The organism is Streptomyces sp. NPDC044044, from assembly GCF_056434405.1.
The window spans coordinates 589,599-608,758 of sequence record NZ_JBWKFG010000003.1 but is presented as its reverse complement, the minus strand read 5'-3'; the positions used below and the strand labels follow the sequence as shown (position 1 = coordinate 608,758).

The following is a 19,160-nucleotide window of genomic DNA, read 5'->3' as shown; positions in this document are numbered from 1 at the left end:
CCCGGTCATGCCTTGCCCTCCCGCTTGCGCCCGGTGCCGATCCGCAGCCGCGAAGCGGCCCGCGGGTCGAGCGCGGTCCGCACGCCGTCACCCAGGACGGTCAGCGCGAGCACCGTCACGAACAGCGCGCCCGCGGGAAGCAGCAGGTACTGCGGCGCCGCCTGGTACCAGATGTCGGCCGAGGTCAGCATCTGTCCCCAGGACGCCGTCGGCGGTTTGACGCCGACGCCGAGGAAGGAGAGCGCGGCCTCGACGGTGATGTTCATCGGGACGAGCAGCGCCGCGTAGGTGATGACGGGGGCGGCGAGCCCCGGCAGGAGTTCGCGGCGCGCGATGCGCCAGGTGCTCCAGCCGCTGAGCCGGGCGGCGGCCACGTAGTCGAGCTCCTTCAGGGTGATGGTCTGCGCGCGCACGATCTTGGCCGTGCTGCCCCAGGCGACGAGCCCGATGACCAGGGCCACGAGGACGGGACGCGGGAAGCCGCTGGGCACGATCGCCATCAGGGCGAGCGAGAGCACCATCAGCGGCATGGCGACGATGACGTCGGTGGCGCGGCTGAGCACCTGGTCGACCAGGCGGTTGCCGAGCCCGGCCGCGATGCCGACGCCGACGCCGAGCAGCACCTGCACGAGCGTGGCGGCGAGCGCGACGCCGAGGGAGACACGCGCGCCGTAGACGAGACGGGCGAACAGGTCGCGCCCTGTCTGCGGTTCGACGCCGAGCCAGTGGTCAGCGCTGATCCCGCCGAACGGGCCGATGGGCACGCCGCCGCGCCCTGAGTCGATGAGGTCGGGGTGGTACGTACTGGGGTCCTGGCCCTCGATGGCGGTGAGCAGCGGCGCGGCGAGCGCGACCAGGACGAGAAGCGCGACGACGGACGCCGCGACGAGGGCGGCACGCTGCGCACGCAGCCGCCGCCAGAACTGACGGGCACCGGAAGTCGGGGCGGGCGCCTGCGCGCCCGTCCCCGCTCCCGAGGCCAACAGGGCCTCGCTCATGGTGATGTGACCGCTGACCCTTACTTGACCGCGACCTGGGAGATGTCGAGGACACCCGTCCAGTCGCTGATCACGATGTTCTTGACGTCCTTGCCGTACAGACGCTTGTAGACCGGGTGGAACAGCGGCACGGTCAGGGCCTGCTCACCGATCTTCTTGTCGAGGGCGCCCCAGCGCTTCGCTGCCGCGTCGAGGTCGGTGAGCTTGTTGATCTCGTCGATCTCGTCGTTGACGGACTTGTCGTCCAGGAAGCCGGTGTTGAAGTTGGCGCCGTCCTTCACGATCTGCCGCCCGTCGAAGATCGGGGCGAGGAAGGGGCCGCCGGAGGGCCAGTCGGCGCCCCAGTGGGCCAGGAAGAGACCCGGCTCGTCCTTGGCGCTGTGCACCTTGTCCTTGTAGTCGTTGTCCTCCAGGCCCTCCAGCTTGACCTTGATCCCGGCCTTCTTCAGGGCGTCCTGGATCGCGGTGGCGATCTCCGGGCTCGTCTCGAAGTCCTTGGCGTTGGAGTGGGTCAGCGTGATGGTGAGCCCGTCCTTGTGACCGGCCTCCTTCAGGAGCTCCTTGGCCTTCTTCGCGTTGCCGGACGTGCCCGCCGGGAAGTGGTCGTACTTCGTGTATCCGAAGGACTTCTGGTTCGGGAGGTACGTGGTCGCGGGCTCGGCGAGCGACGAGCCGCCGGCCGCGTTGACCACGGACGAGCGGTCGACGGCGTACGAGATGGCCTGGCGCACCTTCGGGTCGTCGAAGGGCTTCACCTTCGGGTTGAAGGCGAGGTAGTTCGTGTATCCGAAGTGCCCGGTGCCGACGCGCGACGCCAGGGCCTTGTCGCCGGTGACCTTGGCGAGTTCGGCGGGGCCGAGGTTCGTGTCGGTGGTCACGGCGGCGGCGTCCGCGCCCTGTCCTGCCGAGAGCCGCTGGTTGATGACGGACGAGTTGAGGCCGGACCGCACGTCGATCTTGTCCGGGTAGGCCTTGCGCTCGGGGTCGGTCTTCGCCGACCAGTGCGGGTTGCGCTCCAGGGTCAGGCGCTCGCCGTCGTTCTCGTTCTTGACGACCTTGTAGGGGCCCGAGGAGACCGGGTGCTCCTCGTACTTCGTGCCCTTGTCCTTGCTCTTGGGGACGGGCGTGAACTGCGTCTGCGTCGCCAGATAGGGGAATTCGCCCTCCGGCTTGTTCAGATGGAAGACGATGGTCCGCTCGTCGGGCGTCTCGATCGACTCCAGACCCTTGCCGCTCTTGTCCTTGTAGGGCCCGGCGTACTTGTCGCCGCCGATCAGCCAGTCCCTCAAGTAGGGCGCGCCACCGGAGAGTTCACCGGCGAAGGAGCGCTCGATGCCGTACTTGATGTCGGCGGAGGTGATCGGCGAACCGTCCTCGTACTTGAGTCCCTTCTTCAGGGTGTACGTCCACACCGTGGCGTTCTTGCTCGCCTTGCCGAGGTCCGTGGCGAGGTCCGGCACGACCTCCGAGCCCTTGGCACCGTCCTCGCGGTTGCGGGTGGTCAGGGTGCGGAAGACGAGCGAGGGGACGTTGCCGCCGCCGGAGGTGTAGAGCCGCGCGGGGTCGAAGTCGACCTGCGGGTCGCTGTTGAGGACGGTGAGCGTGCCGCCCTTGCCGGGCTTGCCGTCGGCGCCGCCGCTCCCGGCGTCGTTGTCCTCGGGGCCCGCGCAGGCGGCTGCGCCCGCTGCCAGGACGAGGCTGACGGATGCCGCTGCCACGCGGCGGGCTATGACGGACGATTGACGCATGGGAAAGGACCTCTCGGAGATTCAAGCAGGGGAGATGAGAGCAGAGCTCGCCCCGGGGTCGCCGAAGAAGGTCAGTCAGGACCGCAGAGAGTGCACAGGGTGCACAAGGTCCGGAGAGAAGCGACGCACGCGCCAGGGGCGGGCGTCAGCAACAGTGAATGTCGGACACGCAGAGCGCGGTCACGCCGAAGAGCGCCAGCTCAAGGGCTGCGCGCGAGGAGGCGTGACGAGGCGACATGCGGAGAAATATGAACGAACTCGTCGCGGATGTCAAAGCTGTCGACCGCGCCACTGATCGAGAAACGACCGCATACCGATCGTTTCCGTCTCAACTCTTGGGAAACGCCCAGGGGTTGGCCTTGCACTTGATGCCGTCGTGGTCGAGGAACTTCGTCTGCTGCTGCATGACGGGCGCGAGGTCGCCGTCCTTCGTGCAGTCCGTGTGGTTGAAGCCGAGCCGGTGTCCGACCTCATGATTGATCAGCATCTGCCGGTACGGATGGATGCGGTCGCCGTAGGTCTTGGCGCCCTGTGCCCACCGATAGGCATTGATCATGACGCGCTCCGTCGCCGCGGAGTCGCAGGAGACGTTCTCCTCCAGGGTGTCGAGCCCTGACTTCGCGCACCACTTCCCGGTCGTCCCCGGGCTCGCGAGCGTGATGACGAAATCGGGCTTGCCCGAAGATATTCGCTCGAAGGTGCGGCCTCCGCCGTGCGCCCAGCTCCGGTCGTCGTTCAGGGTCTTCTGCACGGCCGAGGCGAACAGCTCGCCGTCGAGGCCCATCCCCTTCTCGACGTCGACGCGGTAGCGGAACTTCTGCCCCTTGCCGGGTGCCTTGTCGAACCCGGCCATGGCGTCGAAGTCGCCGGACGCCGTGAGCTTGGCGTCGAGCGGGTACTTCTTGGCCATCTTCGTCTCGTACGTCGCCGGGGCGGACTCCGGAGGTGTGGGCCGGTCGTCCGAGCGGGACGCGTCCTGGCCCGCGTCACGGGCGCCCTGACCCTTCGCGGCCTGCGTCCTGGGAGCGGAGTCCGCTGGCCCGTCGGTGACCTGGCCGGCCACGACGACCGCGAGGACGGTGGTGACAGCGGCGGCGGCGATACCGGTGAAGGTGCGGCCCTTGCCGCCTCCCTTGCCGTCCTTGGCCTCGCCGTCGGTTCCGTCGGCCCCACCGGAGCCGTGTGCTCCGTCGGCGCCGCCGGACCAGAGGTCTCCGTGCGCCTCCTCGTCCTCGTCGACCGCGCGGTCCCAGTCGGTGACGGAGGCGTACGGGTCGCGGGGCGGTACGCCGGCCCTGGTGGGCAGGGCTTCGGTCGCGCCGCCGCCCGCGAAGAGGTCCTCGTCGGCGAACTCCTCGCCGAACGCGTCCACGTACTCACGTCGTGGCCCCGGTACGCGGGGCAGCCCGGTCCGCGCGCCCGGCGCTCCGTAGGCGGCGCCCATCCGCGGCCCGGATCCCCATCCCCCGCCCGGCTCACGCTGCTCGGGGTGCCCGCCGCGGACGTGCGGTGTGCCGTGGGAAGGGGTGGCCTGGGGCATGCCGTGCGGCGGGGTGGCCTGCGGGACGCCGTGCGGCGGGGTGGCCTGCGGGACGCCGTGCGCGGGCGTGCCGCCGTCCCCCGGGGCGCGCCTGCGGCGTCCCGTGCCGGGAGCCGGCGGGCGTGCGCCCTGCGGTGACGGTATGTCGTCGGTATTCGCGTTGCCCGTGTTGTCTGCGAGGTCGGCCGAACCCCGGCGGCTATGACGTCCCACTCGCCGCCTCAGCTCCCCGCGCCCGAATGACCGGATGCATGCAACTCGCCCGTGCCCGCGAGGAGTTCGCGGATCGCAGTGGCCACCGTATCCGGATACTCCATCATCGCCACATGCCCGGCGTCCGGCAGTGTCAGCAGCCGTGAGTCACGGAAGGCGGCGGCGGCCTTGCGGGCCATGCGGTACGAGACGAGCAGATCCCGGCCGCCGTAGATGAGCAGCGTCGGCGCGAGCACCCGCTCCGCCTGCCGCCACAGGCCGTGCTGCCCGCCCAGCGTGTACGCGTTCACGATGCCGCGCGCCGAGCGTGCCATCGCGTCCCACATGTACGGAAGGGCGAGCCTGCGCTCCATCTCCCGCACGGCCGCGCTGTACCCCTCGGGCGTGACCTGGCCCGGGTCGCCGTAACAGAGGGCCATGACGCCGCTGACCCGCTGCTCGGGCGTCCAGTCCTTGGTGAGCCTGGTGAAGAGCCGCGCGACGCCGGGCACCGCGAGGAGCCCGGTCGGCAGTGCCGTGCGCTGCACCCGCAGCTCGGGGAGCGCGGGCGAGATCAGCGTGAGGGTGCGGACCAGGTCGGGGCGGACGGCGGCGACACGGGTGGTGACCGCTCCGCCCATCGAGTTGGCGATCAGGTGCACCGGCCCGTCGTCGCGCGCGTCCAGGTAACGGATGACCGCGCGTGCGTGCCCGGTGACCGAGTAGTTGCCGTCGTCCGGCGGCGGCGAGTCGCCGAACCCCGGCAGGTCGAGCGCCGCGCAGTCGACGACGTCCTCCAGCAGCGGCATCAGGGCCGACCAGTTCTGCGAGGAGCCGCCGAGCCCGTGGACGTACAGCGCGGGCGGAAGACCCTCGCGGACCGACGGCCTGGAACGCACCGAGAGCGTGAGCCCCGGAAGGGGGACCGAGTCGAGCCGCTCGCCCGCCGCGACCCCGACGGCACCCGGCTTGGGCGCGACGGAGGCGGCGATCACGTTCGGCAGATCGGTCGAAGACATGCGGCAATGTTACGAGACGATCACACGGTGGTTCGTGTGTTCGCCGTCACAGATCCCGACGATGTCGCGGGGAGATCGCATAGCGCCTGGATCGACAGTCTCCTAGGCTCGTAAGAAGAGGCTCATAGAAGAGGGCGAACAGGGCACTCGCACCACTAGTCCGCTAGGGAAGAGAGCCACGATGACCGTCGACCCGTCCGACCCCGAGACCTTCGAGGCCGAAGAGAACGCCCCTATCAGCACCGAGGCACCCGAGGCCGACAGCGCGGAGCAGCAGACCGACCTCACACCTCACCAGGACGACTCCTTGCAGGACGCGGACACGGACGCGGCCAACGAGGCCGATCTGGCCGAGCAGGCCCGCGTCGTCAGCATCGACGAGGACGACTATCGCTGAGCTGCCCGTGTTTGCCCTGCTACGCACGGCTTTCACGGCCATCCAGTCCGTGAAATTCTCCGCTCGTACCGCGCACATCACGGTTACCGAAAAGTACGATGGCCGCGCGGCGCACACCGCACATTCACGATCATGGGAGGCGGCGTGACAGCCATCGAGCAGACAGAGGCAGCGCGCCCTCGGGGCACACGCCTGCCGCGTCGTGCCCGACGCAATCAGTTGCTGGGCGCGGCTCAGGAGGTCTTCGTCGCGCAGGGTTACCACGCGGCGGCGATGGACGACATCGCCGAGCGGGCCGGAGTCAGCAAGCCGGTGCTCTACCAGCACTTCCCCGGCAAGCTCGACCTGTACCTCGCGCTGCTCGACCAGCACTGCGAATCACTGCTGCAGTCCGTCCGCACGGCACTTGCCTCCACGTCGGACAACAAACTGCGCGTCGCGGCCACGATGGACGCCTACTTCGCGTACGTGGAGGACGAGGGCGGCGCCTTCCGCCTCGTCTTCGAGTCCGACCTCACGAACGAGGCCGCGGTCCGCGAGCGCGTGGACCGGGTCACGCTCCAGTGCGCGGAAGCGATCTGCGAGGTCATCGCCGAGGACACGGGCCTGCCCCGTGACGAGGCGATGCTGCTCGCGGTGGGCCTCGGCGGCTACTCACAGGTGGTCGCCCGGTACTGGCTCGCCAGCGGCAGCACGGTCCCGCGCGACAAGGCGGTGGAGCTGCTGACCTCGCTGGCCTGGCGCGGTATCGCGGGCTTCCCGCTGCACGGCCTGGAAGGCCACTGACCCCGGTTTCGCCTTCTCGCGTTCTGTTCCCGATCTCTGTTCGCTACTGGCGTGCAGCGGCGGAAGCATGGGCGTCGCTTCACCGGGCTAATGTGTGCTGAGTACGGCGCGGACGCCCGCGCACATCACTGACCGTCGGAGGGACAAAGCCGTGGAGGTCAAGATCGGCGTGCAGTACGCGCCCCGCGAGATCGTGCTCGAGAGCACCCAGAGTGCCGAGGAAGTCGAGCGCGCGGTGTCCGAGGCGCTGACCGGCAAGTCGCCGCTGCTGAGCCTCGTGGACGACCACGGCCGCAAGGTCCTGGTTCCGGCCGACCGCCTTGCGTACGTCGAGCTCGGTGAGCCGACCGCCCGCAAGGTGGGCTTCAGCGCCCTGTAGTTCACGGGCGCTGCACGCAGGACGAACGACGAGAACGGCCCGGTGGTCACAACCACCGGGCCGTTCTCGTGTGTTGACCCGACCCCACGCGCCGAGGGTCTGGAGGATTGCATTCCGGCCCTCAGGGGTAAGACCGGCTACGACCGTTTTGCACCTGGCCGCGAGGGAGGGAACACCCTGTGATTCTGGAAGCACTCGGGTCCGCACTGCTCGGTTTCGCCCTGGCATGGGGCGCAGCCCACCGACTGTCCCACCGGCTCCCGGCGCGCAGCCTGGTCCTGTCGACCGGGGCGGCGGGCGCGGTGATCGGATCCTTCGTCACGCACATGGCCCTGGGCGCGGGCCACGCACCCGCCACGATCGCGGGCGCGGTGGCCGTAGCGGCAGCCCTGCTCTCACTCCTGATCCGCCCCAGCCGGGGCAGACTGCGCCGTCGCTCGGCGACGGCGTAGCGCCCCGTAAGGGGCGCGGGGAACGGCGCGAGCAACCACAGCCCACCCGCGGGGGAAAACGACCACAGCCCCGCAAGGGGCGCGGGGAACGGCGCGACCAGCCACAACGCACCCGCAGGGGTAGACGACCGCCCAGCCCCGCAAGGGGCGCGGGGAACGGCGCGAGCAACCACAACGCACCCGCAGGGGTAGACGACCGCCCAGCCCCGCAAGGGGCGCGGGGAACGGCGCGACCAGCCACAGCGGCCCCGCAGAAGAACCGTCAACCCCAGCAGAGCGCCAACGCTAGGCCGCGAGGCCCAACGCAGCCATCCGCTTCGTGTGCGCCTCAGTGATCCGAGAGAACATCCGCCCGACCTCGGCAAGGTCGAACCCATCGGCGACGCCCCCGACCAGCATGGTCGACAACGCGTCCCGGTCGGCGACCACCCGCTGCGACTGCGAGAGCGCCTCGCCCATCAGGCGACGGGCCCACAGCGCGAGCCGCCCACCCACGCGCGGGTCCGCGTCGATCGCGGCGCGCACCTTCTCCACGGCGAAGCTCGCGTGTCCCGTGTCGTCGAGCACGCCGAGGACGAGACGACGGGTGTCGCCGTCGAGCCGGGCCGCGACCTCGCGGTAGAAGTCACTGGCGATCGAGTCACCCACGTACGCCTTGACGAGACCCTCGAGCCAGTCGGACGGCGCCGTCTGCCGGTGGAAGCCGTCGAGGGCCTCCACGAAGGGCTCCATCGCCTCGGTGGCATCCGCGCCGATCTCCGAGAGCCGGTCCCGCAACTGCTCGAAGTGGTGGAACTCGGCCGACGCCATCTTCGCCAGCTCCGCCTTGTCGCCGAGCGTCGGCGCCAGCTTCGCGTCCTCCGCGAGCCGCTCGAACGCCGCGAGCTCTCCGTAGGCGAGCGCTCCGAGCAGGTCCACGACCGCGGCGCGGTAGTGCGGATCGGCGGCGGCGGTCTTCCAGTCCTGGGCGGCGATTCCGGTGGGTTCGGCAGGTGTGTCAGCGGCGGTGTCAGGCGTCTCCATAAACCGCACAATAGCCCGCTCGCAGCAACGTGTAAGGGCCTGGTCAGTGACTGTGACGACGACTACGTGACCAATTCGCCAGACACGGCTGCGAGATTCCGGGGTACAGTGGTAATGCGCCCGCCGAATATTCGTCGGGCCGTACGAATGAGGATGCCCGGTCGGAGGCCCGATCGGCTCCGACCCGACAGCCCTCCAGGCGGCCCGCACAGTGCGGACGGCATGAGGAGGGAACCTCAGCGGTACGAGCGCTCGAGCGCAGGCAGTGGTCCCGCGCCCCCGGCCCCGCCCCCCAAGCAGCCGGCGGTAGTGGCACGGTCACGACCCCCAGCGTTCGCCTCGCGCCGCGTCTCACAGAAGAGGCAATGCCCTGACTACGACTTTCCGCGATCTCGGAATTCTCCCCGAGACGGCCGAGGCCCTTGAGGCCGTCGGCATCATCAGCCCCTTTCCCATCCAAGAGATGACGCTGCCCGTAGCGCTCTCCGGCTCCGACGTCATCGGCCAGGCCAAGACCGGCACCGGCAAGACGCTCGGCTTCGGACTCCCGCTCCTGGAGCACGTCACCGTCCCCGCGGACGTCGAGGCCGGCCGGGCCAAGCCCGAGCAGCTGACCGACGCCCCGCAGGCGCTCATCGTCGTCCCCACCCGCGAGCTCTGCCAGCAGGTCACGAACGACCTCCTGACCGCCGGCAAGGCGCGGAACGTACGCGTCCTCGCCATATACGGCGGCCGTGCCTACGAGCCGCAGGTCGAGGCCCTCAAGAAGGGCATCGACATCGTCGTCGGCACGCCGGGTCGTCTGCTCGACCTCGCGGGCCAGAAGAAGCTCAACCTCAAGCACATCAAGTGCCTGGTCCTCGACGAGGCCGACGAGATGCTCGACCTGGGCTTCCTGCCCGACGTCGAGCGGATCATCAACATGCTGCCGCCGAAGCGTCAGACGATGCTGTTCTCGGCGACCATGCCGGGCGCGGTCATCGGCCTGGCCCGTCGCTACATGTCGCAGCCCACGCACATCCGCGCCACCGCGCCGGACGACGAGGGCCAGACCGTCGCGAACACGAAGCAGCACGTGTACCGCGCGCACAACATGGACAAGCCCGAGATGGTCTCGCGCATCCTGCAGGCCGACGGCCGCGGACTCGCGATGATCTTCTGCCGTACGAAGCGGACCGCCGCCGACATCGCCGAGCAGCTCGAGAAGCGCGGCTTCGCATCGGGCGCCGTGCACGGCGACCTCGGCCAGGGCGCCCGTGAGCAGGCGCTGCGCGCGTTCCGCAACGGCAAGGTGGACGTGCTCGTCTGCACGGACGTCGCCGCGCGCGGCATCGACGTCGGTGGCGTCACGCACGTCATCAACTACCAGTCCCCCGAGGACGAGAAGACCTACCTGCACCGCATCGGCCGTACGGGCCGCGCGGGTGCAAAGGGCATCGCGATCACGCTGGTCGACTGGGACGACATCCCGCGCTGGCAGCTGATCAACAAGGCGCTGAACCTCGACTTCAGCGACCCGGTCGAGACGTACTCCAGCTCTCCTCACCTGTACGAGGAGCTGAACATCCCGGCGGGCACGAAGGGTGTCCTGCCGCGCGCCGAGCGGACCCGTGCCGGGCTCCGCGCCGAGGAGATCGAAGACCTCGGCGAGACGGGCGGCAAGGGTGGCTCGCGCGGGCGGGACCGCGGTCGTGACGGTGGCCGTGATGGCGGCCGTGACGGCGGCCGTGACGGCGGCCGTGACCGTAACAACCGTGGTCCGGCTGCCGAGCCGGAGCGCGAGCCTCGTGAGGCGCGTACGCCGCGTCGGCGTCGCCGCACGCGTTCGGGTACGCCGCTGGAGACTCCGGCTCCGGCCCTGGCAGTGGCCGAGGCCGCGCCTGCGGCTGCCGCTGCCGCTGCCCCTGCCGCCGTGTCCGCCCCCGAGGCCGAGCTGACGGAGCCGCGTACGCCGCGCCGCCGTCGCCGGACGCGGAGCGCCTCGGAGGCCGCGGAGGCCGTGGTAGAGACGGTTGAGGCCGTGGAGACGGCGGAGGCCCCCGCGACGAAGCCGCGCCGCCGCACCCGCAAGGCGGCCGAGCCGGTCGTCGAGACCGCGGTCGCGGAAGCGGTCGAGGCGGAGGCTCCGGCCACGAAGCCGCGGGCACGGCGCACGCGCAAGGCAGCCGAAGCTGTCGTCGACACGGTCGAAGCCGTGGAAACGACGGAAGCCCCGGCCACCAAGCCCCGCCGCCGCACCCGCAAGGCGGCCGAGCCGGTCGTCGAGACCGCCGCTGTCACGGAGGCACCCGAGGCAGAGGCTCCGGCCACGAAGCCGCGGGCACGGCGCACCCGCAAGGCAGCGGAGGCCGTGGTCGACACGGTCGAGGCCGTCGAGGCAGAGGCGCCCGCAGCCAAGCCGCGCCGCCGCACCCGCAAGGCGGCCGAGCCGGTCGTCGAGACCGCGGTCGCGGAAGCGGTCGAGGCGGAAGCTCCGGCCACCAAGCCGCGGGCACGGCGCACGCGCAAGGCAGCCGAAGCCGTGGTCGAGACCGTCGAGGCCGGGATTCCCGCTCAGCCGACGGAGGAGACCAAGCCGCGTCGCCGCACGCGCAAGGCTGCGGAGGCTCCGGTCGCCGCCGCCGAGGAGGCCGCCGTCACCAAGCCGCGCCGCAGGGCCCGCAAGGTGGCTGCGCCGGCCGAAGCGCCGGAGAGCTGAAGCTCCGCCGAGTTCTGAACCGAAGGCCCGGCCCCCCTCACGGGGAGGCCGGGCCTTCGGCGTACCCCCCCTTCAACTCCCTTTCACTACCGCCCAGTTGAGGACGCCTCCCGCGGACCGGGCCTCTCCCGCCCACCCACCCGATCACCCCGCAGCAACGGGGCACCCCCAACAGCCCCAACCCGGCGCTCCGCGCCGAATCTTTCCCGCCCACCCACCCGGTTGCCCCGCAGCCACAGCGTGATCGGATGAGCGGGCGGGGGGGGAACCAGCGCAGGGCAATGGGCGGGTGGGCGGGACAAATCCCCGCAGGGCACGGGCGGGCGGGGAAGATCCGCGCGAAGCAACGGGCAGGCAGGCGGGGGCAACCCGGCGCGAAGCGCCGGGACATCGGGACGGCTGATCGCGCGACACCAGTGGCCAGCCCTCACTCACCCCAACCCCACTGCGGAGCAACGGGCGGGCGGGTGGGGAAGATCCGGCGCGAAGCGTCGGGACGTCTGATCGCGCGACACCAGTGACCAGCCCCCACCCACCCCCACCCCACTACGGAGCAACGGACGGGCGGGTGGGGGTAATCCGGCGCGAAGCGCCGGGACATCGGGACGGCTGATCGCGCGACACCGGTAGCCAACCCCCACCCACCCCCACCCCACTACGGAGCACCGGGCGGGCGGGCGGGTGGGCAAGATCCGGCGCGAAGCGCCGGGCCCGTTCCCGCAGGGCGCCCCGGCGACCAGCCCCCACCCAGCTCCCCCTGGGAAGGATCCGCGCGAAGCGCGGGAAAGGCCCCCGCAGCCACCGGCGGCCTGAGACCCCGCCCGAGACCCCCGAGCCGGAAAGCCCCGCCCCCGGCACCGCCCCGCGAAGGCCGCTAGCCTCAAGGGCATGAGCAGGCCCCCGACCTTCACCCCACCCCCCGGCGTCGACGCCCACCGCCTCAAGACGGCCCGTGGCGACTTCGCCGCCCTCGACGCCCGCCCCCCGGCCGGCCAGGCCAAGGGCACCGTCCTCCTGCTCCCCGGATTCACCGGGAGCAAGGAGGACTTCATCGCCCTGCTCAAGCCCATCGCAGATGCCGGGTACCGCGCGGTCTCCGTCGACGGCCGAGGGCAGTACGAGACCCAGGGCCCGGCGAACGACGAATCCCCTTACGCCCAGGCCGAGTTGGCCCAGGACGTCCTCGCCCAGACCGAAGCCGTCGGCGGCACCCCACACCTTCTCGGCCACTCCCTCGGCGGCCTCATCGCCCGCGCCGCCACCCTCAGCGCCCCCGCTGGCACCTTCGCCTCGCTCACCCTCATGTCCTCCGGCCCCGCCGCCGTCTCGCCCTCGCAGCAGGACCGCGCCAAGATGCTGACCGACGCGCTCGCCACGCTCTCCATGGCCGAGGTATGGGCGGCCATGCAGGCCCTCGACCCCCCTGAGAACACCGACATCGACGGTGCGGCCCTGCGCGCGCGCTGGCTGCGGCACAGCCCCGCCCAGCTCATCGCCACCGGCAAGCAGCTCTGCGCCGAGCCCGACCGCGTCGCGGAGCTCGACGCCCTCCCGCTGCGCAAGCACGTCATCTCCGGCGAGCGCGACGACACCTGGCCCATCACCTGGCTCGGCGACATGGCGGACCGGCTGCACGCCCACCGCACGGTCGTCACCGGCGCCGAGCACTCCCCCAACACCGACCGGCCGACGGAGACAGCCGCCGCCCTCATCGCCTTCTGGGACCAGGTGAACGACGACAGGACCAGGGAAACGACGACAACTCGCAGCGACTAATACTGCTGCTGCTGATATCGCCAATACCACCAATACCGCGCTAATACCGCTAATACCGCGTCTGCAGGTTCTCCCAGAACCCGTCCCGCAACGCCCGCCGCAGGTCCGACTGCCCCCGCAGCGAGTACGCCAGCAGCTTCTCGGCCTCCACCAGGAGCTCCTGGTCCACCGACCCCGGCAGATAGGGATGCCCTGGCAGCAGGTCGACCAGCGCCGCGCGCCCCCGCTCGGCCAGCCACTTCGCGGCGATCTGCGCGCCCACGAAGCGGACGTCCTCGCGCGAGGGCCGGGGCGTGCCCGCCGCCTCGTACGTCGCCGTGGCGGCGCGCCGGGACACGTACGGCTTGAAGAAGTCCAGGTCGAACGTGCGCTGACTGTCGACCTCCCACAGCAGCGGCTCCGCCTGATTGCGTCCACCCTCGGACGCCTCGATGCCCCACAGGTGCACCCGCGCGCCGTACCCCTGCGCCGCCTCCACCGCCGAGACCAGGTCCTCGTCGCCCCCGATCAGGGCCGCGTCGCTGATGGCGCGGTGCCGGGCCAGTGACTCCAGATCCGTCCGGATGAGGGAGTCCACGCCCTTCTGCTGATTGTTCGCGTTGAGGTTGCCCAGGCGGACCTTGACGTCGGGGAGCTCCGCGATCGACTGCTGCTCCACGGTGTGGATGCGGCGCCGCGCACCGTCGTACCAGTAGACGCGCAGCAGACGGCTGTCCGCGAAGATCGTGCGCGCCTTGTCGATGAAGGCCTCGATCAGGCCCTCCGCGTCCAGGTCGAAGGCCCGCCGGTCCTCCGTGCCGACCGCGAGGCGTCCCGCAGCCGCGTACACATATCCGGCATCGACGAAGATCGCGTGTGTGGACGGTGTCTTCGCCACCTCGGCGAGCACGCGCTCGAGGAGTCCGTTGGCGCGCTCCAGCTGGGCGCTGATGTCGATCTCGTCGTTCATTGGGGCCCATTGTCCCGTTGGTCACGCAGCGAACACAACCGGTCTCGCTACTCGTGGGTAATTAGTCTGTCGAAAAATTTCCTTAGCGTAGGGAATGTTTGCTGGGGGCAACTCGTTGTACCCATATGGAACGCCGGACACAGCTGTCCCGGGGGACCGCAACTCCAGTAGTTCTCCTTCAGGAGGATGACCAGACGAAGGGAGAAGCCATATGCGCTTCGAAATCATGCGACTCGACGACGTCGACGGCGCCGCCGTGGACCGGACCGTCGTAGACGCCGCCTCCGTCAATCGGATCGTGCAGCAGGCCGCAGCGATCGGCCAGCGCATCTATATCCGACCGGCCGAATCCCCGGCCTCGTAACGCACAGGTTGATGCACAGGTTGAAGGGCCCCGTACACCTTTGGTACGGGGCCCTTGGCATGCCCGGAGGCCCTGGCTCCCCCCGACCGTCAGCGGCGCCTAGCCGCCGTTGATCACCTGCGTCACGCCGTTGATGATCTGCTGCACCGCGATCGCGGAGAGCATCATCCCCGCGAGCCGCGTCACCAGGACCACGCCGCCGTCCTTGATGACCCGGATGATCAGCAGCGAGTAACGCATCACGAGCCACAGCACGACGTGCATCGCCACGATCGCCGCCCACACCGAGATCTGCGTGCCGACGCTGTCGGCGTCCTGGACGGCCAGGATGACGGAGACGATCGCGCCGGGCCCCGCGAGCAGCGGCATGCCGAGCGGCACCAGGGCGACGTTGACGTCCTTGGTCTGGGTCGGCTCGTCCGACTTGCCGGTGAGCAGGTCGAGCGCGATCAGCAGGAGCAGCAGCCCGCCCGCGATCATCAGCGCGGGGACGGAGACATGCAGGTAGTCGAGGATCTGATGGCCCAGGAGCCCGAAGACCGCGATGACGCCGAAGGCGACGCACACGGCCTGGAAGGCCATCTTCTTCTGCACCTTGGCGGGGCGGCCGGAGGTGAGTCCGAGGAAGATCGGCGTGATCCCGGGAGGGTCCATGATCACAAAAAGGGTGAGAAAGAGGGATCCGAAGACGGCGACGTCGAACACAGTGATGGCCTTGCAGTGAGTCGTACGAAAGTGCCGCGCGGGTGGCGGCGGAAAAGGTGGAGAGGTGCGGGGTGCGGGGTGCGGCCGCGCTACGCGGCGGGGCGTCCGCCCGCGCCCGGCACCGGGAACGCCCCGGTCGCCCGGCGCGTGATCTCGCCGTAGATCTCGGGGTCGGTGGTGAACTCCCCGAGCACGCAGGTCTTGCGGCTGCCGTGGTAGTCGCTCGACCCCGTGGCCAGCAGGCCGAGGTCCGCGGCGAGGCCGTGCAGCCGGGTGCGGGTGACCGGGTCGTGGTCCATGTGGTCGGCCTCGACGCCGTCGAGACCGGCCGCGGCCAGCTCCGCGATGGCCGACTCGGGCACGACCTGTCCGCGCTTGACGGCCGCCGGGTGCGCGAAGACGGTGACGCCGCCCGCTGCCTTGACCAGGCGGATCGCGTCGAAGGGGTCCAGTTCGTGCTTCTGCGCGTACGCACGGCCGCCGTCGGCGAGCCAGTCCGGCGTGAAGGCGTCCGAGACGGTGGGCACGACGCCCAGTTCGACCAAGGCCTCGGCGATGTGCGGGCGGCCCACCGAGCCGTCGCCCGCGATGCGCGCGACCTGCTCCCAGGTGACCGGGACGCCGAGCTCCTGGAGCTTGCCGACCATCGTCTGCGCGCGGGGCACCCGGTCGTCGCGCACGAGCTCGCGCTCGCGGGCGAGCTCCGGCTCCTCGGGGTCGAAGAGGTAGGCCAGCATGTGCAGGCCCACGCCGTCGAGGCGGCAGGAGAGTTCGGCGCCGGTGACGAGGGTGAGGCCTGCGGGCAGGGCCGCGACGGCCTCCGCGTACCCGCGGGTGGTGTCGTGGTCCGTGAGCGCGACGACGTCGAGCCCTGCGGCGGCAGCGCCCCGCACCAGCTGCGCCGGGGTGTCCGTGCCGTCCGAAGCGGTGGAGTGGGTGTGCAGGTCGATGCGCACGACGCGTACTCCAGGCTCTGACGGGACGGACACGGACAGGTCCACGAAGGACCGTCACGAGGGGGAAGCTCAAGGATAACGGGACGCGAACGCTCCCCCGGCCGTCGCGAAGGAGACACCCCTCACCTCACGACGGCGGCGGGATCCGCCCTCACGGCATCAGGATCCGCGGCGAAAGCGCCCCGCACGGCAGCAGATCCACCTCGGCCCCCGCGTCCCGCAGATCGGTGAGCACCAGCTCGTCGTACATCAAAAGGCCAGACTGCTCCGGCCACGCGATCGCCCACAGCCACAGGCCGCGCGCCTCGCCCGCGAAGACCGCGCGGTCGTCAGGCGTGCCCGCCACATGCCACATCGGGGTCGGCCGCCCGGCCGCGAGCAGCTTGGCCTGCGGCGGCTTCTCGACGTTCAGATACGGGCCGGGGTCCGGGCCGTCGATGCCCGCGTACCGCGCGCCGAGGCCGACGCCGAGCTCCTCGGCGACGAGCACCAGCTCACCGATGCCGCCGAGCGGCGCGGGACCCGAGCAGGCCACAGCGGTCGCACGGCCGCCGCTGCGGTCGTCCCCCGCGCAGGCCACGCCCGTGAAGAGCCAGCCGACCGGCAGCGGCCACGGCATCCAGACCGGCACCTGCGCGCGGTGCACCACGACCTGGAGGGCCTCGACGCTGGGCGGGATCACAGGTTGCAGCGGATGCACCGTCCCGTGCACATCGCACTGCCAGGAGTCGGCAAAGAGACCGGGAGCCCTGACCCGGCCACCACACTTCGGGCAACTGGGTTCGCCCCTCATAGCGCCCAACGGTCCTCCCCGGTCGTCGCTCCGTCAAGGACGATCACCCGTCCGGTGGCGCTGTCACCAGGCAAAACTAGATGTAGCTTGCATCTTTTAGGTTGGCTAACTAATATGTGTATACGTCAACGATCTCGACGTGAGCCGCTAAGGAGCAGGCATGACAAGCAGCACAGGAGGCCCCGCGGAAGGGGATCCGTTCGACGAGGGAGCGACCAGTCTTCTGCGTCAGCCGAAGGCCGTCTGGGCCACCGCGGGCGCGTCCGTCGTCGCCTTCATGGGCATCGGGCTCGTCGACCCGATCCTCCCCTCCATCGCCAAGGGCCTGGACGCGTCCGCCAGTCAGGTCTCCCTGCTCTTCACCTCGTACTTCCTGATCACCGCCGTCGCGATGCTGGTGACCGGGTTCGTCTCCAGCCGGATCGGCGGCAAGAAGACCCTGCTCCTCGGGCTCGCGCTCGTCGTGGTCTTCGCGGGGCTCGCCGGCACCTCGGGTTCGGTCGGCGAGCTCGTCGGGTTCCGCGCGGGATGGGGCCTTGGCAACGCGCTCTTCGTGTCGACCGCCCTCGCGGTCATCGTGGGCGCCGCGGCCGGCGGCAGCGCCGCCGCGATCCTTCTTTACGAGTCGGCGCTCGGCCTCGGCATGGCGTGCGGGCCGCTGCTCGGCGCGGTGCTCGGCAACGCGAGCTGGCGCTACCCGTTCTTCGGCACGGCGGCCTTGATGGCGGTCGGGTTCCTCTGCATCACGGCGTTCCTCAAGGAGCAGCCGAAGCCCGCGCAGAAGACGTCACTGCTCGCCCCGATCAAGGCCCTTGGACACGGCGGTCTCGCCTCCGCCGCCGCCTCCGCGTTCTTCTACAACTACACGTTCTTCACGGTCCTGGCCTTCACGCCGTTCGTGCTGAACATGACCCCGTACAAGTCGGGTGCGATCTTCTTCGCCTGGGGTCTGCTGCTCGCGGTCTTCTCGGTGCTCGTGGCCCCGCGGCTGCAGGCGCGGTTCGGCTCGCTGAAGGTGCTCGGCGGTTCGCTGGTGCTGCTCGCGGTGGACGTGCTGGTGCTCGGGTACGGCGACCACACCACGGCCATCGTCTGCACGATCCTGTCCGGCGCCTTCATCGGCGTGAACAACACCGTCTACACCGAGCTCGCGCTCGGCGTATCGGACGCGCCGCGGCCGGTGGCCAGCGCCGGTTACAACTTCGTCCGGTGGTTCGCCGCCGCCGCTGCGCCGTTCTTCGCGCCGAAGATCGAGGAGTGGAGCAACATCCACATCCCGTTCGTGGTCGCGGCCGTCACGGCGGCGCTCGGCGCGGTCGTGGTCTGGGTCCGCAAGGACGCCCTCACCCACGAGGCCGAGGAGCTCGAGCCGAAGCACGCGACGGAGGACGGCGTCACCGTCTTCGCCAACTGAGTTCTTCCGTACGGGGATTCAGTCCAGGGACACGGACTTGCGCAGCGGATCGCGCAGGTCCGTTCCGCTGTTCAGCCAGCGCTCCTGGAGTGCCTGCGCGCCGTGCACCCGCTTCCACGCGCCCTCGTTCGGCGTCATGGGCAGCAGCGGAAGGAAACGTACGGGCTCCATCGGCTCGTCGAGCTCCAGGTCCTCCACAAGACCGCCCGGCTCCGCGACAAGGACCGATGTGAACTGCGCGCCGGGCCACAGCGGTTCACCCACGTCGAGCGAGGCACCGGGCGCCACGATCAGGCCCTCGACCTGCGGCGAAGCGGCAAGGACGGCCAAGGGTCGCAGCACCTTGTCCGTGTCGGCGACACCGCCCCGCACGGAGAGGATCAGCTCCGCGCGCGGGCCCTTGACGGGGTCGGCCAGCGGGGCGGTGGGGTCGGCCATCGGCTGGGCCGCCATACCGAGCGTGGCGTACCTGACCACGTCCCCGTCCGTGAAGCGCAGCACTTCTACGCGGTCGGTGCCGAGGAAGGTCACCGCGGCGCGGGCGTCGGGTTCACCGAGGCCAGTGCGGAGACGGGCTTCGACCAGAGCAAGAACATCAGCCATGCCGCGAGCATAGAACTCGTCAGTGGCGGGTAAAGGCGGGGCTTGACACTTCAGTCGGCTGATAGTGTTGGCCGCTGGTTCCGGGCAGCACGCAGAGCGCGCTTTCAAGCCCGGGGCAGATGACTTCGCGCGCTACGCGCTTGGGACTCCCCTACGGGGGACCGGCCGGAGGAGGTGGGGCTGCCATGGATCGAAGTCGACCGTGCAGTACCACCCGTTCTTCCGTCTGACACCTCACGCAGCTCTGTAGCTGCCACTGCGCGCCTGTACTCCCCGTGCTCGCGTGCGACGGAAGAGCACTTCGTTTCCACCTGATCTCTCTGAGTTCTTTGATCTGAGTCAGTAGCGAAGCTGCCACCGCGATGGTG

19 protein-coding genes are annotated in these 19,160 nt (G+C 70.3%); 8 read left to right on the top strand and 11 right to left on the bottom strand.

Annotated features, from left to right (window positions below; translation table 11 throughout):
• Window positions 1-5: 5 nt before the first annotated feature.
• From AC07AG_RS13690 to AC07AG_RS13670, 5 genes are all read right to left on the bottom strand, one after another.
• Window positions 6-998 carry an ABC transporter permease gene (locus tag AC07AG_RS13690; RefSeq protein ID WP_478754869.1) on the bottom strand — a complete coding sequence of 331 codons (993 nt, stop codon included), beginning with the start codon at window positions 996-998 and terminating at the stop codon, window positions 6-8.
• A 20-nt stretch (window positions 999-1,018) separates the two neighbouring features.
• Window positions 1,019-2,746, bottom strand: a complete 1,728-nt coding sequence (locus AC07AG_RS13685) for an ABC transporter substrate-binding protein (protein ID WP_478754867.1) — start codon at window positions 2,744-2,746, stop codon at window positions 1,019-1,021.
• Between the two features lie 145 nt (window positions 2,747-2,891).
• Entirely contained in the window at window positions 2,892-2,984 is a 93-nt protein-coding gene (locus AC07AG_RS13680; protein ID WP_344520500.1) for an Ms4533A family Cys-rich leader peptide, read from the bottom strand.
• Between the two features lie 90 nt (window positions 2,985-3,074).
• Complete coding sequence (locus AC07AG_RS13675; protein WP_478754865.1) at window positions 3,075-4,499, bottom strand: DUF3152 domain-containing protein; 1,425 nt, start codon at window positions 4,497-4,499, stop codon at window positions 3,075-3,077.
• Between the two features lie 8 nt (window positions 4,500-4,507).
• Window positions 4,508-5,497, bottom strand: coding sequence for an alpha/beta fold hydrolase (locus tag AC07AG_RS13670; RefSeq protein ID WP_478754863.1), 990 nt, complete (start codon window positions 5,495-5,497; stop codon window positions 4,508-4,510).
• Between the two features lie 181 nt (window positions 5,498-5,678).
• On the opposite strand from AC07AG_RS13670, the gene AC07AG_RS13665 reads away from it, so the two are divergent.
• The 4 genes from AC07AG_RS13665 to AC07AG_RS13650 all read left to right on the top strand — a co-directional run bounded on the left by AC07AG_RS13665 (window position 5,679) and on the right by AC07AG_RS13650 (window position 7,511).
• Window positions 5,679-5,894 carry a hypothetical protein gene (locus AC07AG_RS13665; RefSeq protein ID WP_478754861.1) on the top strand — a complete coding sequence of 72 codons (216 nt, stop codon included), beginning with the start codon at window positions 5,679-5,681 and terminating at the stop codon, window positions 5,892-5,894.
• Window positions 5,895-6,038: 144 nt separating this feature from the next.
• Window positions 6,039-6,680: a TetR/AcrR family transcriptional regulator gene (locus tag AC07AG_RS13660; RefSeq protein ID WP_249587903.1), complete on the top strand. Its 642-nt coding sequence runs from the start codon at window positions 6,039-6,041 to the stop codon at window positions 6,678-6,680.
• 151 nt (window positions 6,681-6,831) lie between these two features.
• A complete protein-coding gene (locus tag AC07AG_RS13655; protein WP_249587904.1) occupies window positions 6,832-7,059 on the top strand; it encodes a DUF3107 domain-containing protein in 228 nt (75 codons plus the stop codon).
• 179 nt (window positions 7,060-7,238) lie between these two features.
• Complete coding sequence (locus tag AC07AG_RS13650) at window positions 7,239-7,511, top strand: hypothetical protein (RefSeq protein WP_478754855.1); 273 nt, start codon at window positions 7,239-7,241, stop codon at window positions 7,509-7,511.
• A 285-nt stretch (window positions 7,512-7,796) separates the two neighbouring features.
• Here AC07AG_RS13650 and AC07AG_RS13645 read toward each other — a convergent pair whose 3' ends face one another.
• Window positions 7,797-8,534, bottom strand: coding sequence for a ferritin-like fold-containing protein (locus tag AC07AG_RS13645; RefSeq protein ID WP_478754842.1), 738 nt, complete (start codon window positions 8,532-8,534; stop codon window positions 7,797-7,799).
• 463 nt (window positions 8,535-8,997) lie between these two features.
• Between AC07AG_RS13645 and AC07AG_RS13640 the strand changes: the two genes are divergently transcribed.
• The gene (locus AC07AG_RS13640; protein WP_478754840.1) at window positions 8,998-11,232 is read left to right on the top strand and encodes a DEAD/DEAH box helicase; all 2,235 of its coding nucleotides are present in this window, start codon (window positions 8,998-9,000) and stop codon (window positions 11,230-11,232) included.
• 888 nt (window positions 11,233-12,120) lie between these two features.
• Window positions 12,121-13,008 carry an alpha/beta fold hydrolase gene (locus AC07AG_RS13635; RefSeq protein WP_478754838.1) on the top strand — a complete coding sequence of 296 codons (888 nt, stop codon included), beginning with the start codon at window positions 12,121-12,123 and terminating at the stop codon, window positions 13,006-13,008.
• 49 nt (window positions 13,009-13,057) lie between these two features.
• Here the strand turns inward: AC07AG_RS13635 and AC07AG_RS13630 are convergent, their stop codons facing one another.
• Window positions 13,058-13,957: an NYN domain-containing protein gene (locus tag AC07AG_RS13630; protein WP_478754836.1), complete on the bottom strand. Its 900-nt coding sequence runs from the start codon at window positions 13,955-13,957 to the stop codon at window positions 13,058-13,060.
• Window positions 13,958-14,168: 211 nt separating this feature from the next.
• Between AC07AG_RS13630 and AC07AG_RS13625 the strand changes: the two genes are divergently transcribed.
• Window positions 14,169-14,321: a hypothetical protein gene (locus AC07AG_RS13625; protein ID WP_167829028.1), complete on the top strand. Its 153-nt coding sequence runs from the start codon at window positions 14,169-14,171 to the stop codon at window positions 14,319-14,321.
• Between the two features lie 99 nt (window positions 14,322-14,420).
• Here the strand turns inward: AC07AG_RS13625 and AC07AG_RS13620 are convergent, their stop codons facing one another.
• The 3 genes from AC07AG_RS13620 to AC07AG_RS13610 all read right to left on the bottom strand — a co-directional run bounded on the left by AC07AG_RS13620 (window position 14,421) and on the right by AC07AG_RS13610 (window position 16,775).
• Entirely contained in the window at window positions 14,421-15,026 is a 606-nt protein-coding gene (locus AC07AG_RS13620; RefSeq protein WP_478754834.1) for a MarC family protein, read from the bottom strand.
• An 89-nt stretch (window positions 15,027-15,115) separates the two neighbouring features.
• Window positions 15,116-15,982: a PHP domain-containing protein gene (locus AC07AG_RS13615; protein ID WP_478754832.1), complete on the bottom strand. Its 867-nt coding sequence runs from the start codon at window positions 15,980-15,982 to the stop codon at window positions 15,116-15,118.
• Between the two features lie 151 nt (window positions 15,983-16,133).
• Window positions 16,134-16,775 (bottom strand): DUF6758 family protein, encoded by a 642-nt coding sequence (locus AC07AG_RS13610; RefSeq protein ID WP_478754830.1) that lies wholly within the window; start codon window positions 16,773-16,775, stop codon window positions 16,134-16,136.
• Between the two features lie 160 nt (window positions 16,776-16,935).
• On the opposite strand from AC07AG_RS13610, the gene AC07AG_RS13605 reads away from it, so the two are divergent.
• Entirely contained in the window at window positions 16,936-18,189 is a 1,254-nt protein-coding gene (locus AC07AG_RS13605; RefSeq protein ID WP_478754828.1) for an MFS transporter, read from the top strand.
• A gap of 18 nt (window positions 18,190-18,207) precedes the next feature.
• Here AC07AG_RS13605 and AC07AG_RS13600 read toward each other — a convergent pair whose 3' ends face one another.
• Window positions 18,208-18,792: a suppressor of fused domain protein gene (locus tag AC07AG_RS13600; protein ID WP_478754826.1), complete on the bottom strand. Its 585-nt coding sequence runs from the start codon at window positions 18,790-18,792 to the stop codon at window positions 18,208-18,210.
• Window positions 18,793-19,160 lie beyond the last annotated feature (368 nt).